The sequence below is a fragment of the Streptomyces sp. H39-S7 genome (genome assembly GCF_027158205.1).
GTDB lineage: Bacteria > Actinomycetota > Actinomycetes > Streptomycetales > Streptomycetaceae > Actinacidiphila.
The window spans coordinates 91,329-104,102 of record NZ_JAPVLU010000012.1 but is presented as its reverse complement, the minus strand read 5'-3'; the positions used below and the strand labels follow the sequence as shown (position 1 = coordinate 104,102).

General features: G+C 73.4%; 14 protein-coding genes. 4 read left to right on the top strand and 10 right to left on the bottom strand.

Features of this window, described 5'->3' with window-relative positions; all coding sequences use genetic code 11:
• Positions 1 to 11: 11 nt before the first annotated feature.
• On the bottom strand, positions 12 to 782 hold the full coding sequence (locus O3X23_RS13850; protein WP_269271631.1) for an MHYT domain-containing protein: 771 nt from the start codon (positions 780 to 782) through the stop codon (positions 12 to 14).
• 208 nt (positions 783 to 990) lie between these two features.
• On the opposite strand from O3X23_RS13850, the gene O3X23_RS13845 reads away from it, so the two are divergent.
• Positions 991 to 1,596: a class I SAM-dependent methyltransferase gene (locus O3X23_RS13845; protein ID WP_269271630.1), complete on the top strand. Its 606-nt coding sequence runs from the start codon at positions 991 to 993 to the stop codon at positions 1,594 to 1,596.
• On the opposite strand, the gene O3X23_RS13840 is transcribed toward O3X23_RS13845, so the two are convergent.
• Positions 1,574 to 2,389, bottom strand: a complete 816-nt coding sequence (locus O3X23_RS13840; protein ID WP_269271629.1) for an alpha/beta fold hydrolase — start codon at positions 2,387 to 2,389, stop codon at positions 1,574 to 1,576. The two genes, O3X23_RS13845 and O3X23_RS13840, sit on opposite strands and share 23 nt — an antisense overlap.
• Before the next feature lie 120 nt (positions 2,390 to 2,509).
• On the opposite strand from O3X23_RS13840, the gene O3X23_RS13835 reads away from it, so the two are divergent.
• The gene (locus O3X23_RS13835; RefSeq protein WP_269271628.1) at positions 2,510 to 3,049 is read left to right on the top strand and encodes a PadR family transcriptional regulator; all 540 of its coding nucleotides are present in this window, start codon (positions 2,510 to 2,512) and stop codon (positions 3,047 to 3,049) included.
• A gap of 12 nt (positions 3,050 to 3,061) precedes the next feature.
• Here O3X23_RS13835 and O3X23_RS13830 read toward each other — a convergent pair whose 3' ends face one another.
• Both O3X23_RS13830 and O3X23_RS13825 read right to left on the bottom strand, forming a co-directional pair.
• Positions 3,062 to 3,367, bottom strand: a complete 306-nt coding sequence (locus tag O3X23_RS13830; protein WP_269271627.1) for a hypothetical protein — start codon at positions 3,365 to 3,367, stop codon at positions 3,062 to 3,064.
• 53 nt (positions 3,368 to 3,420) lie between these two features.
• On the bottom strand, positions 3,421 to 3,792 hold the full coding sequence (locus tag O3X23_RS13825) for a deoxyxylulose-5-phosphate synthase (RefSeq protein ID WP_269271626.1): 372 nt from the start codon (positions 3,790 to 3,792) through the stop codon (positions 3,421 to 3,423).
• Positions 3,793 to 3,916: 124 nt separating this feature from the next.
• On the opposite strand from O3X23_RS13825, the gene O3X23_RS13820 reads away from it, so the two are divergent.
• Positions 3,917 to 4,801: a hypothetical protein gene (locus tag O3X23_RS13820; protein ID WP_269271625.1), complete on the top strand. Its 885-nt coding sequence runs from the start codon at positions 3,917 to 3,919 to the stop codon at positions 4,799 to 4,801.
• Between the two features lie 52 nt (positions 4,802 to 4,853).
• On the opposite strand, the gene O3X23_RS13815 is transcribed toward O3X23_RS13820, so the two are convergent.
• Entirely contained in the window at positions 4,854 to 6,236 is a 1,383-nt protein-coding gene (locus tag O3X23_RS13815) for an FAD-dependent oxidoreductase (RefSeq protein ID WP_269271624.1), read from the bottom strand.
• Between the two features lie 163 nt (positions 6,237 to 6,399).
• On the opposite strand from O3X23_RS13815, the gene O3X23_RS13810 reads away from it, so the two are divergent.
• Positions 6,400 to 7,689 carry a DUF4032 domain-containing protein gene (locus O3X23_RS13810; protein WP_269271623.1) on the top strand — a complete coding sequence of 430 codons (1,290 nt, stop codon included), beginning with the start codon at positions 6,400 to 6,402 and terminating at the stop codon, positions 7,687 to 7,689.
• A gap of 3 nt (positions 7,690 to 7,692) precedes the next feature.
• On the opposite strand, the gene O3X23_RS13805 is transcribed toward O3X23_RS13810, so the two are convergent.
• From O3X23_RS13805 to O3X23_RS13785, 5 genes are all read right to left on the bottom strand, one after another.
• Positions 7,693 to 8,304, bottom strand: coding sequence for an NADAR family protein (locus O3X23_RS13805; protein WP_269271622.1), 612 nt, complete (start codon positions 8,302 to 8,304; stop codon positions 7,693 to 7,695).
• 1 nt (position 8,305) lies between these two features.
• Positions 8,306 to 8,848 (bottom strand): MOSC domain-containing protein, encoded by a 543-nt coding sequence (locus O3X23_RS13800; RefSeq protein ID WP_269271620.1) that lies wholly within the window; start codon positions 8,846 to 8,848, stop codon positions 8,306 to 8,308.
• A 63-nt stretch (positions 8,849 to 8,911) separates the two neighbouring features.
• A complete protein-coding gene (locus O3X23_RS13795) occupies positions 8,912 to 9,097 on the bottom strand; it encodes a hypothetical protein (RefSeq protein WP_269271619.1) in 186 nt (61 codons plus the stop codon).
• A gap of 82 nt (positions 9,098 to 9,179) precedes the next feature.
• Entirely contained in the window at positions 9,180 to 10,067 is an 888-nt protein-coding gene (locus O3X23_RS13790) for an ABC transporter permease (protein ID WP_269271618.1), read from the bottom strand.
• Positions 10,064 to 12,706 carry an alpha/beta fold hydrolase gene (locus tag O3X23_RS13785; protein WP_269271617.1) on the bottom strand — a complete coding sequence of 881 codons (2,643 nt, stop codon included), beginning with the start codon at positions 12,704 to 12,706 and terminating at the stop codon, positions 10,064 to 10,066. The genes O3X23_RS13790 and O3X23_RS13785 overlap by 4 nt, the downstream gene beginning before the upstream one ends.
• Positions 12,707 to 12,774 lie beyond the last annotated feature (68 nt).

The following is a 12,774-nucleotide window of genomic DNA, read 5'->3' as shown; positions in this document are numbered from 1 at the left end:
GCGCGGAGCGCTCACGCCGCGCCCTCCCGCAGCGACTGGGCGGACGCGGAGGCGGCGCGTTCCCGCGCGCTCGGGGAGAGCGCGACGAAGGCCGAGGTCAGGAAGAGGTACGACCCCAGACCGACGACCAGGGGGAAGAGGAACGCGGTGGCGCTCGCGCCCGGCAACACCTCGGACGACGGAAGGACCGTCACCCGCACGGCGAACATCCCCGTGTAGTGCATGCTGCTCACCGCCGCGCCCATCACCAGCGACGCCCCGGCCACCACGACCGGCCGACGGACCGTCAGCGCCGCCCACAGTGCGGCGGTGGCGGCGGCCAGCGCGATCAGCACGGAGAGCACGACGCGCACCGGGTCGTAGGCGATGGTGCCGTGCAGCCGCAGAGCCGCCATCCCCACGTAGTGCATGGCGGCGACGCCCAGGCCGGTCGCCAGGCCCCCCGCCAGCAGGGAGCGGATCCGGCCCTGCCCGTAGCCGACGAGGAACACGCCGACGCCCACGACGCCGACGGCGATCAGCAGGCTCAGGACGGTCAGCGGCACGTTGTAGCGGATCTCGGTGCCGGAGACGCGGAAGCCGAGCATGGCGACGAAGTGCATCGTCCAGATGCCGGTGCCGAGCGCGCTGGCCGCCGTCAGCAGCCAGTTGCGCCGGGAGCGGCCGGTCGCGCCGAGCGCGCGCACGGTGCAGCGCAGGCCGAGGGTCGAGCCCACGCAGGCCATCACGTACGACAGCGTCGGGGTCAGCCAGCCGAAGCCGGCTTGGTCCATGTGTCCCATGGCTCCGGGACGCTAGCCCGCTGGTGTTCGCGGACCTTTGGGCATTGCGGAACCCGGTGGATATTGACAGCCCCGTACGCAGATTCGGCTCCGAACGATCGCCCAACGCTCGAACATGCGCGCAGGTGGCGCCTTTCGGCCATTGCATGGGGCATACATGGGGCATGCATGGTCACGCCGGCGCGGCGTGATCATGCGAACATGACGCATGGAGACCGAACATGAACGACTCCGTGAGTTCTTCGCCGCCAAGGCCGTGGGGTGGGAGAAGCGCTTCCCCGACGACGGTCCCGCCTACGCGGCGGCCGTCGCGGAACTGGGCCTGCGGCCCGGCCGGTCGGCGCTCGACGCGGGCTGCGGCACCGGCCGCGCGCTGCCCCGGTTGCGGGACGCCGTCGGCCCGGCGGGCACCGTCATCGGTATCGATCTGACGCCGGAGATGCTGCACGAGGCCACCGCGCTCGGTCGCCACCGCGCCGGTTCGCTCATCGAGGCGGACAGCGCCCGTCTCCCCCTGCGCGACGCCTGCCTGGACGCCGTCTTCGCCGCCGGACTCGTGCACCACCTGCCGGACGCCGCGGCCGGGCTGCGCGAGTTCGCCCGTGTCACCCGGCCCGGCGGACGGCTCGCGCTCTTCCACCCGATCGGCCGCGCCGCGCTCGCCGCGCGGCGCGGGCACGCGCTGCGCGAGGACGACGTCCGCGCCGAGCCCAACCTGGCCCCGCTGCTCACCGGGACGGGCTGGGAGCTGACGGTGTACGACGATTCCGAGCACCGGTATCTGGCCGTCGCTACGCGGGAGAGTCGGCCCTGACCGGACCGGCGGCCGCAACCAGGGCGGCGAACGCCCCGGGGTTGTCGAACATGATGTTGTGGCCGGCGCCCGGCACCGTCTCGACCCCGACACCCGCCGCCACCAGTTCCGCCCGGCCGACGACGTCCGTGCTCAACTCCCCCACCAGGAAGGTGCGGGGAATGTCCATGGCCAGCAGCATCGTCCGCATCGTGGGCTCGCTGCCCCGCGCCAGCCGGCCGGCGCTGCGGTACAGCGCCACCGGGTCGGCGAGCCGCATCGTGGCCCCCCACAGCGGGCCGACCCGCTCCAGCACGGCGGCGAAACCGCCGCCCTCCACGAACTCCCGCTCCTCGTAGGCCGCGATGCCACTGCTGCCGGCCCCGACCGGCGGATTCGGGTCGAGGTTGGCCTCGACGAGCACCAGCCCGGCCACCAGGTCCGGGCGGCGGTGCGCCAGGACGATCGCGACCGCGCCGCCCATGCTGTGCCCCACGACCTCGGCGCCGCGCACGCCGGCCGCGTCCAGGGCCGCGGCGACCGCGTCGGCGTGCTCCTCCAGCGAGTAACCGAAGTCCGCGGGCCGGTCGCTGATCCCGAAGCCGGGCAGGTCCACGAAGAGCGAACGCCGGCCGGCCAGCGCCGGATCCGCCGCGACGTGCGCGAAGTAGGGCCCGGAGGCCGAGCCGAGCCCGTGCAGGTACACCCGCGCCGGGCCGGTGCCGGCCGCCTCCGTCCAGCGGATGAACGGCCGCCGCCCCCGCGCCGGGCCGGCCGCCCCCGGGGCCGCCGGCCCGAATTCCGTCTGCCGCATGACCTGTCTCCCCATCGTCGGACAACGCGTTTCACCGGACGACGGGAACTATACATCGGTACCGATGTATAGCGATAGCGATGTACAGCGTCGCGTATGGCGATGCGGGAGAATGCCCCCATGCTGGAGCTCGCGATCCTCGGTTTTCTGTACGACGCCTCACTGCACGGCTATGAGCTGCGCAAACGCATCAGCGCCCTCACCGGCCACGTCAAACCCGTCGCCGAGAGCACCCTGTACCCCGCCATCAAGCGGCTGGAGAAGGCGGGCTGGCTGCGCCGCGAGACGCAACCCGGCGCGGTCGCCGCCCCCCGCCACGACCTCACCCTCACCGCCGAGGGGCGCACCGAGCTGCGGCGGCGGCTGGCCGAACCCGCGGATCTCGATCTGAGCGACGAGAACCGCTGGTTCACCCTCCTCGCGTTCCTGCGCCACCTCGGCGACGCCCGCCAGGAGGCCGCGGTGCTCCGTCGCCGGCTCGCCTTCCTGGAACAGCCCGCCAGCTTCTTCTACGACGGCGACCGCCCGCTGCGCGCCGAGGAGCTCGACGACCCCTACCGCAGGGGCGTCCTCACCATCGCCCGCGCCACCAGCCACGCCGAACTCGACTGGCTGCGCGACACGTTGCGGGACCTCGGCGACGACCCGGACCCGGCATAGCGCGGAACACCCCTACGCCGCGGGCAGACCGAGCAACGCGCGTGCCATGGCCTCCGGTTCGGTGCCGTGTTCACGGGCCAGCGTCAGCACCGCGCGCTGCGCGAGCTCGTTGACACCGAACATCAGGGCGTCGGGGGCGACCCGGCCCGCCGCCTCGTCGATACGGTCCTGGTCGTCGGCGATGCACGCCACCACGTAGGTGGCCGCCGCGTCGAACAGATTGTGCTCCAGCGGGGCCCGGTCCCCGGGGCCCGCCGGGTCGGGGGTTCGCACCGGCAGTCTGAACACGTCTCCGATCCTGTGCAGCAGGCCGGGCATGTCGATCACCTCTCACCGTCGCCGGGTTCGCGCTCTCCCCTGGGTTATCTCCGCTACAGCGGGCGGGAACCCGGCTTGCCGGGACGGCGGTCGGCGAAGGAGAGGTCATACCGGGACAGAGCGCGTACGACGGGCTCGCCGGTGGCGGCCGCGTGTGCCAGGCGCTCGCGCACCTCACGCGGAGTGCGCGGGCGGAAGCCGGGACCGCCGCAGCAGGACTTGTGGAAGCCGACGCCTGCCGTGAGGAGCACGGTGAGCACCCGCCAGGCCCGGGCGTCCCTCCGGCGGGGCGCCGCGAACGCGGAGCCCGCGTGGATCAGCTCGGCCGCGCAGCGCGGACAGCGCCGGACGTGGTCCGGCCAGTACCCCTGCTTGTAGGAGGCGCGGCACGGAAGGCAGACGTAGTGCGTGCGGTGGACACCCATACCCCGCAGGGTAGGGGTCGGCCCGCCCCCGTTCCGAGCGGTTTTTCCTCCGGGCGGGCCCCGCTATCGACGTGGACGTTACCCGCTGGTTAAGGTGCGCGGACCGAAGAGAGGGAGGAGCCCCGTGACCGAGACGGACGACTACACGCAGGCGGACGACGACGCGTTGTTCGTGCTCACGGCGGCGATGCTCACGCCGGCGCAGTTCCCGAGCGTGCTCGCCGACGACTACCCGCAGGCCTGCGAGGTGCTCGGCCTGGAGCCGGCCAGGGACGGTTACGGTCTGCTCTTCGGACAGGACGGCGGGGGCGCCCGGTGGACCGTCGCGATCACCGACACGGCCCTGGTCGCGTGCGCGCTGGCGGCCTGGGACTGCGGGCTGGAGTACGACCTCTCGCCGGACGAGCGCTATGTGGCCGCGGCCCTGCCGGGCTGGCCGCTGCCGGTGGCGGTCTGCGCGCCGGGCGTGCCCGATCCGCACGATCCGTCGGAGGAGGAGGGTGGCCGGCCGCCGCTGGCGCCGCCCGACCTGGAGACCTGGGGCGGGGCGCAGCGACGGTTGGGCGCGGACGAGATCGCCCTGCGGTGGTGGACCTGGCGCGAACAGCTCACGGACGGCGCCGACGGCGCCGACATCTCCGACGCCGCCTCGGTGCCCGAGGACGACGCGACACCCGAGGGGGAAGCGTCCGAGGGGGACGGCCCCGCTGTCGTCGAAACCGCTGCGGACGAGGCGCCCGAGCCCGTCGTCGTGGGGCATGCGGGCGTGCGCCGGGCGCTGGAGAGCGCGGAGGCGTACCTCAGCTCACCGCCGCCCCCCGGGCGCGTGCGGTCGGCCCATGGGGCGGTACGCGCGGACGGGCCCGGCTGGAGCCTGGTGGCGCGGACCGACGACATGGCGTTCGTGCTGCTCGACGACGAGCCGGGCGAGGTCCACCCGGTCCGGCGCGGCCCGGCGCTGCCGGCCCTGCTGGAAGCACTTGGCGCACTGGCCGCCCGGGTCGACTGAGCGCACGCGCGCGGAGCCGGCCCCCACCGTCCACCCGGGCCGGCACGGTGTGTCAGTGGCCCTGCCGTTCGGCCTCCACCTTGTCGGCGGCCTTGCGCGCGGCGACCAGCACCGGGTCCCAGACCGGGGAGAAGGGCGGCGCGTAGCCGAGGTCGAGCGCCGTCATCGCGTCGACCGTCATGCCCGCGGTGAGGGCGACGGCGCCGATGTCGACGCGCTTGGCCGCGCCTTCCCGTCCGACGATCTGCAGACCGAGCAGCCGCCCCGTGCGCAGTTCCGCGAGCATCTTGACCGTCATGGTCGCGGCTCCCGGGTAGTAGCCGGCCCGGCTGCTGGACTCGATGACGGCGGTGACGAAACGCAGCCCCGCGGCCCGCGCCTGCGACTCCTTCAGACCCGTGCGGGCGATCTCGACGTCGCAGACCTTGCTGACGGCGGTGCCGACGACGCCGGGGAAGGTGGCGTAGCCGCCGCCGATGTTGATGCCGATGATCCGCCCGTGCTTGTTGGCGTGCGTGCCCAGCGCGATGTGCTGGTGGGTGCCGGAGACGAGGTTGAACACCTCGACGCAGTCACCGCCGGCCCAGACCCCCTCCGCTCCGCGCACCCGCATCGCCAGGTCCGTGAGCAGCCCGCCGTGCTCCCCGACGGTGAGTCCCGCGTCCCGGGCGAGCGCGGTGTCGGGCTGGACGCCCAGCCCGAGCACCACCACGTCGGCCGAGTACTCGGCGTCCGCGGTCGCGACGGCCCGCACCCTTCCGTCGTCCCCGGTGAGCACCTCGCGCGCCTCCGCGCCGGTCACCACCACGATGCCCATCCCCACCATCGCGTCGCGCACCAGCCGGCCCATGTCGGGGTCGAGGGTGGACATCGGCTGCTCACCGCGGTCGACGAGGGTGACCTCCAGGCCTCGGCGGATCATGGCCTCGGCCATCTCGACGCCGATGTAACCGCCGCCGACGACCACGGCACGGCGGGCGCCGCCGCGTTCCAGGGTGCGCAGCACGGCCTCGCCGTCGTCCAGGGTCTGCACGCCGTGCACCCCGTCCGCGTCGATCCCGGGGATCTCCGGGCGGGTGGGGACGGCGCCGGTGGCGATCACCAGCTGGTCGAACCCGGTCCAGGACTCGCCACCTCCCGCCACCTCCCGGGTGCGCACCCGCCGCCGGTCGAGGTCGATCTCGACGGCCTCGGTGCCGAGCCGCAGGTCGATGCCACGCTCGCGGTGCTCGGCGGCGGTCCGCGCGACCAGCGCATCCGCGCCGTCGACCTCGCCACCGACCCAGTACGGGATGCCGCAGGCCGAGTAGGACGTGTGGTGACCGCGCTCGAAGGCGATGATCTCCAGGTCGTCCGGGCCCCGCCGCCGGCGGGCCTGCGAGGCGGCCGACATCCCCGTCGCGTCCCCGCCGATGACGACCAGTCGTTCGGCCATGTGTCACACGCTCCTTCTCCACCGCCGCGACCACCGCCGCTACCACCGCGGACCGCATCCCCGCGGCCCGCACCACCGCATGATCACTCAACGGCGTCCACCCCTCGAGAGTTTCCCGACCCGCCTGTCCTGGCGTGCCACGGCTGCCGCACACTTGTCCGTCATGGAGCTGCAGATCACCGCGACCGCGCCCGAACACCCGGCGGCCCTCCTCGACCTGCCCTGGGGGATACCGCTGGAGGAGTGGCCCGACGAATTCCTGGTCGCCCTGCCGCGCGGTATCTCGCGCCACGTGGTGCGGTTCGCCCGCGCCGGCGACGAGGTCGTCGCGGTGAAGGAGGTGGGCGAGTGGGCGGCCGTGCGCGAGTACGGGCTGCTGCGTGATCTCGACCGGATGGCGATCCCCGCCGTCGACCCGGTCGCGGTGGTGACCGGCCGCACCGGAGCGGACGGGGAGCCGCTGGAGCCGGTACTGATCACGCGGCACCTCAACGGCTCGCTGCCCTACCGGTCGATGTTCGAGACGACGATGCGGCCGGGCACCGTCAGCAGGCTCCTCGACGCCCTCGCCGTCCTGCTGGTCCGGCTGCATCTGACGGGGTTCGCCTGGGGTGACTGCAGCCTGTCCAACACGCTCTTCCGGCGGGACGCGGGAGCGTACGCCGCCTATCTGGTGGACGCCGAGACCGGGCAGATCCAGCCGAAGCTGACGCGCGGGCAGCGCGAGTACGACATCGAGGTCGCCCGCGTGAACATATCGGGCGAGCTGATGGACCTGGAGGCGGGCGGCTCGCTGCACCCGTCGGTCGACCCGGTCCTGTTCGGCCACGCGATCGCGGACCGGTACGAGGAGCTGTGGCACGAGCTCACCCGGGAGTCGGTCTATCCGGTCGGCAAGCGGCACTACATCGACCGGCGCATCCGGCGGCTGAACGACCTCGGCTTCGACGTGGCGGAGATGCAGATCCAGAAGTCGCCGGACGGCGACGCGGTCACGTTCCTCCCCAAGGTCGTCGACGCGGGCCACCACCAGCGGCAGTTGCTGCGGCTGACCGGGATGGACGCCGAGGAGAACCAGGCGCGCAGTCTCCTGAACGACCTGGAGACGTGGATGGCCTCGCAGGACGACTACGCGCCCGGCGACCCGCTCGGTGCCCGTCCCGAGGTCCTCGCGCACCGCTGGGTCCGCGACGTGTTCCGTCCGACCGTCCGGGCGGTCCCCCAGGAGCTGCGGGCCTCCCTCGACACGGCCCAGGTCTTCCACGAGCTGCTGGAGCACCGCTGGTTCCTGTCCGAGCGGGCACAGCACGATGTGGGCCTCGACGCCGCCATCGAGGACTACGTACGCATCGCGGCCGAACGGTCGGAGGGCGGCCGGCTCGATCCCGCCGCTGCCGGCGCCGGCGGCGAGACCGGCCCCGATGCCGACCGCGCCGCCGTCACCGGTTCCTGACCGTCAGGTTCCCTCGCCCGCCGGATCTGCCGCGAGCCGGGCGCGGGCCTCCATGAGGGCGAAGCCGAGCAGGTTGAGCCCGCGCCAGCGGGCCGGGTCCCCGGCCCGCTCGTCGTCCGCGGCCAGGCCGATGCCCCAGACCCGGTCGAGCGGGCTGGCCTCGACGAGCACGCGACCGCTCGTGCCGAGCAGGTAGGCGCACAGCTCGGGGTGCTGCCCGAACTTGGCCACGCTGCCCTCGACGACGAGCTCGAAGCGCTCCCGCCGCCACGTCTCCTCGTCGAAGCCGCGCACCGTGCGCCCCACCGACTTGGCGTCCTTGGGGTGGACGGCCGCCACGGCGGCGCGCTCCGCCTCCGCGTCGCCGAAGAGGCGGGCCTTGCCGGCCATCATCCAGTGCTCCGCGGTGGCGTACCCGACGCCGTCCACCGTGAAGGGCGACGGCCACCACTGACTGAGGCAGCCGGCGCCGACCCTGCCGTCGTGCTGGGGCCGGTGGCCCCAGAAGGGGAGGTACTTCACCCGCCGGCCACGCCGGGCGTTCTCGATCAGGTCCTCGACGGACCGGGCGTCCGCGGCTGTCGTGGCCGCCGCGCCCGTTTCGGCGGAACCCATGTCAGACACGCTCCAGCGGCCGGTGCGGGCCCTCGGGCAGTTCGACCTCGATCGGGTCGCCGGGGCGCACCTCGCCCTCGGACAGCACGACGCCCATGATCCCGGCCCTGCGGATCAGTTTGCCGGCCGCGTCACGCGAGACGACCTCCTTGAGCAGGCCGGATCGGAAGCGGTCGATCTGCAGGCAGGGATTGCGCAGGCCGGTGATCTCGACGACCGCCTCCGCGCCGAGCCGCACGCGGGCACCGACCGGCAGGCCGAGCAGGTCCACGTCTCGGGTGGTGACGTTCTCGCCCAGGTCACCGGGGGTGACGTCGTAGCCGGCCGCCCGCAGCTCGTCGAAGAGCTCCGCGTGGATGAGGTGGACCTGGCGCAGGTTGGGCTGCGTCGGGTCCTGGGCGACGCGGGAACGGTGCTGGACCGTCACTCCCAGGTGGGCGTCGCCTTCGACACCGAGACCGGCGAGCAGCCTGACGCTGTCCTCGTTCGCCTTGGTGAAGTGGTGCTCCGAGCTGCGGCTGACCGCCGTGACCGTCCCGCCCATGTCCTGTTGCCCCCTCGGCCGGTGGATGATTCCACGATCACCCTACTCTCGGCGGGTAGCAGGTCAGCGGCCTATTTGCCGGCGGGAGATCCTCTTGAGGCGACGCCGCTGGGAAGGATCGAGTGTCAGGTACGCGGCCACCGGCACACCGATGATCACCAGCAGTGCGAGCCAGAAGGGGACGCCCAGAATCATCAGGACGATCCCTATGCCCACGCCGCCGACGGCGAGTTTCGCACGATTGGACATCTTCCGCCTCCGTCCGCGGCACCTGCCGCGCTTGTCAGGAAGAACGCCTGGCAGGCCCTTCCGGTTCCCGGCGTCCCCGGGCTCAGGAGACGACGTCCTTCGTCCGGAACCCGCGGAAGGCGAGGGCGGTCAGCACCAGGGCGTAGGAGACGGAGACCGCCGCGCCCTGGATCATGCCGGACCACTCGAGGTGCGGCTGGAGGGCGTCGGCCCAGGAGTACTGCCAGTGCGCGGGAAGCAGGTCGCGCCAGGATCCCAGGGCGGTGACGGCGTCCAGGACGTTGCCGACGATGGTGAGCCCGACGGCCCCTCCGACCGCTCCGAGCGGCGCGTCGGTGATCGTCGAGAGCCAGAAGGCGAGCGCCGCGGTGACCAGTTGGCTGACGAAGATGAACGCGACGACGATGCCCAGCCGCGCCAGCGCGGTACTGGACGGCAGCGACCCGCCGGTGGGGATCTGCAGATCGCCCCAGCCGTAGGCGACGGTGCCCGCCGCGAGCGCGACGACGGGCAGCAGGAGCATCGCCGCCGCGCTGAAGCCGAGCGCCACCAGGAACTTGCTGGTCAGCAGCCGCGTGCGGGGCACCGGCGCGGCCAGCAGGTAGCGCAGCGAGGACCAGCTGGCCTCCGAGGCGATGGTGTCGCCGCAGAACAGCGCCACCGGCACCACCAGCAGGAAGCCCGCCGAGACGAAGAGGCAGGTGGCGGCGAAGTTGGCGCCGGAGGAGGTCGCGGTGTCGATGAGCGAGGGCCCGTTGCGGTTGTCGCTGCCGTCGGGCTCGCCGCCGATGGCGAAGGCCGCGATGAGGATGAAGGGCAGTGCGGCCAGCACGGCCCCGACGACGAGGGTGCGCCGCCGCCGCAACTGCCGCATGGCCTCCACCCGCAGCGGCAGGGTCCGGCGCGGGTGGTAGCCCGGGGCCGTGGAGGTGGCGGGGGCCGGGGAAGGTGCCGGGGCGGTGGCGCTCATGCGTTGCCTCCGATGAGGGTGAGGAAGGCGTCCTCCAGGCGGCGCTGCGGTCCGACCCGGGTGACCGGGACGTCCAGCCGGACGAGTTCGACGAGGAGTTGCGGCACGGTCATACCGTCCAGCGCGATGAGCAGGCCGTCGTCACCGCGGACCGCTCCCGACAGGCCGGGCAGCTCGGCGACCTTCTCCAGGACGCCTTCCGGCAGTTCGCCCTCCACGCCGACGAGCAGGGTGTCGGCGGAACCGGTGATCTGGCCGACCGGGCCGGCGGTGATCAGCCGTCCGCGGTCCATCACGACGAGGTGGGTACAGCTCTGCTCGACCTCGGCGAGCAGATGGCTGGAGACGATCACGGTCCGGCCCTCGGCCGCGTACCGGATGAGGACCTCGCGCATCTCGCGGATCTGCGGCGGGTCGAGGCCGTTGGTCGGCTCGTCCAGGATCAGCAGGTCCGGCATGCCGAGCATCGCCTGCGCGATGGCGAGCCGCTGGCGCATGCCCTGCGAGTAGGTGCGGACCGCCCGGCGCAGCGCGTCGCCGAGGCCGGCGATCTCCAGGGCCTCGTCGAAGTGCGCGTCCTGCGCGGGCCGTCCGGTCGCCTGCCAGTACAGGTCGAGGTTGGCGCGCCCCGACAGGTGCGGCAGGAAGCCCGCGCCCTCGACGAACGAGCCGACGCGGGAGAGCACCGGCGCACCGGGCCTGATGGCCTCGCCGAAGACCCGGACCTCGCCGCCGTCGGGCTGGATCAGCCCCATCAGCATCCGCAGGGTGGTGGTCTTGCCCGCGCCGTTGGGGCCGAGCAGGCCGAGCACCTGGCCGCGTTCGACCCGGAACGTCAGGTCGCGGACGGCGTACCGGTCGGCGGACTTGGCGTACTTCTTGCTCAGGTCGGTGATCTGCAGCGGTACCCCGGACAGCGCCGGGTCGGGGGCCGGCGTCCGCACCCGGCGGCGGCCGATGAGCAGCAGCAGCGCGGCGACGACGGCCGCGCCGAGCGGCATGCCCCAGGTCCACCACGGCAGTCCGGCGGCCGCGGTGGCGACCCCGGGGTCGGTCGGCAGCGTCAGCGCGGGAGCGGCGAGCGAGACGGTGTACGTGGCGGCCGGGGCCGGTGACGCGTAGGCCAGGTCGGTGGTGGCCAGGACCAGCCGCAACCGGTGGCCGGCCGCGAACTGGTGGTCGATGGCGGGCAGCCTCAGCTCCACGGTCTTCCCGCCGGCCGCGCCGTCGACGCGTACCGGGGTGACGAGTTGTGCGGGCAGCGACTGGCGGCCGTCCGCGGAGACGTCGTAGAGCTTGGCGAAGAGCACGGCGTCGTCCGTGGAGGCCCTGACGCGCACGCTGACGGTGGGCGAGCCGGTGACGCGGATCCCGGAGCCGAGCGGACCTGAGTCGAAGCGCGCCGACTGGCCGGGGAAGTCCAGCGAGACGCCGGCGCCGAGGCTGGACAGCTGGGAGAGGCCGCCGATGCCCGGGAGCGAGGAGATGGCCGGCGGACTGCCGCCCGCGGGGTTGGTGACGGTCTGCTCGCCGCCGGCGAGCGGGACCCTGCGGGACGAGGTGCCGGTCAGTCCCGGGTAGCGGTCCGCGCTCGCGCCGCGCAACACGGCGCGGCCGTCGGTGGAGTTCACCCCGCCGGTGCGGGTCACCCGGAAGGCCGGGCCGGTGCCGGCCGAGGTGTCGCCCTTGAGGTAGTGGTCGAACCAGGCGGTGACGCGGCCCTGTACCCGGCCGGTCTCCAGGTCGCCGCCGTCGTGGCCCCCGGAGATCCAGTCGACGGCGACGGGCGCGCCGTTGGCCGCGATCGCCTTCGCCATGGCGTCGGCCTGGCCGAGCGGGAAGAGCGAGTCGCTCTGGCCCTGGACGATCAGGGTCGGCACCTTGATGCGGTCGGCGACGGCGGAGGGGCTGAGCTTGTCCAGCATGGCGCGGGCTTCGGCGTCGGGCTTCCCGGCGACGGCGACCCGCTGGTACATCGCGCAGACGGCCGGGGTGAAGCGCCCGCAGGCCGCGTCGCCGGTCCGCGCGCCGCTGGAGAAGAAGATCCCGGCCCAGAGCTTCTTGTAGACGTCGCCCGGGAAGAGCGAGTCGGCGAGGTTCCAGTAGGTGATCTCCGGGGCGATGGCGTCGATCCGCCGGTCGTACCCGGCGGCGAGCAGCGAGACCGCGCCGCCGTACGACGCCCCGGAGACTCCGACGCGGGGGTCGCCCGCCGCGTCGAGCCGCACCTCGGGCCGTTGGGCGAGCCAGTCGACGAGCCGGCTGACGTCGGCGACCTCGCCGTCCGAGGCGTTCAGGCCGATGGTGCCGGTGGACTTCCCGAAGCCGCGGGCCGACCAGGTGAGCACGGCGTAGCCGTGCCGCGCCAGGTCCTCGGCCTGCTCGCGCACGTCGTCCTTGCTGCCGCCGAAGCCGTGTCCGAGCAGCACGGCGGGCCGGCGCTGCGTCCCGCCGGCGGTGAAGAACGACGTGTCGAGCCGCTCTCCCTGCCCGGGGAGCATCGCCTCCTGCTGGTGCACGGCGGCGGCGCCGGACGAGGCGGCCGACGACGCCACCGCCCAGGTCCCGGCGCCGGCGAGCAGGGCGAGCACCACCGCGCCGGTGAGCAACCGCTTGCGCCGCGGCAGTCGAAGATCCATGAACCGATCCTACGGTCGCCCCGGTGGCCGTCCTCGAACGGGCCGCCGGATTCCCCGCGTATTCACAG

Coding starts and splice junctions, on each gene's coding strand:
- O3X23_RS13850 (WP_269271631.1), bottom strand. CDS start 782: ATGGGACACATGGACCAAGCCGGCTTCGGCTGGCTGACCCCGACGCTG.
- O3X23_RS13810 (WP_269271623.1), top strand. CDS start 6,400: ATGGAGCTGCAGATCACCGCGACCGCGCCCGAACACCCGGCGGCCCTC.
- O3X23_RS13825 (WP_269271626.1), bottom strand. CDS start 3,792: ATGGGTGTCCACCGCACGCACTACGTCTGCCTTCCGTGCCGCGCCTCC.
- O3X23_RS13785 (WP_269271617.1), bottom strand. CDS start 12,706: ATGGATCTTCGACTGCCGCGGCGCAAGCGGTTGCTCACCGGCGCGGTG.
- O3X23_RS13835 (WP_269271628.1), top strand. CDS start 2,510: ATGCTGGAGCTCGCGATCCTCGGTTTTCTGTACGACGCCTCACTGCAC.
- O3X23_RS13795 (WP_269271619.1), bottom strand. CDS start 9,097: ATGTCCAATCGTGCGAAACTCGCCGTCGGCGGCGTGGGCATAGGGATC.
- O3X23_RS13845 (WP_269271630.1), top strand. CDS start 991: ATGGAGACCGAACATGAACGACTCCGTGAGTTCTTCGCCGCCAAGGCC.
- O3X23_RS13805 (WP_269271622.1), bottom strand. CDS start 8,304: ATGGGTTCCGCCGAAACGGGCGCGGCGGCCACGACAGCCGCGGACGCC.
- O3X23_RS13790 (WP_269271618.1), bottom strand. CDS start 10,067: ATGAGCGCCACCGCCCCGGCACCTTCCCCGGCCCCCGCCACCTCCACG.
- O3X23_RS13840 (WP_269271629.1), bottom strand. CDS start 2,389: ATGCGGCAGACGGAATTCGGGCCGGCGGCCCCGGGGGCGGCCGGCCCG.
- O3X23_RS13815 (WP_269271624.1), bottom strand. CDS start 6,236: ATGGCCGAACGACTGGTCGTCATCGGCGGGGACGCGACGGGGATGTCG.
- O3X23_RS13830 (WP_269271627.1), bottom strand. CDS start 3,367: ATGCCCGGCCTGCTGCACAGGATCGGAGACGTGTTCAGACTGCCGGTG.
- O3X23_RS13800 (WP_269271620.1), bottom strand. CDS start 8,848: ATGGGCGGGACGGTCACGGCGGTCAGCCGCAGCTCGGAGCACCACTTC.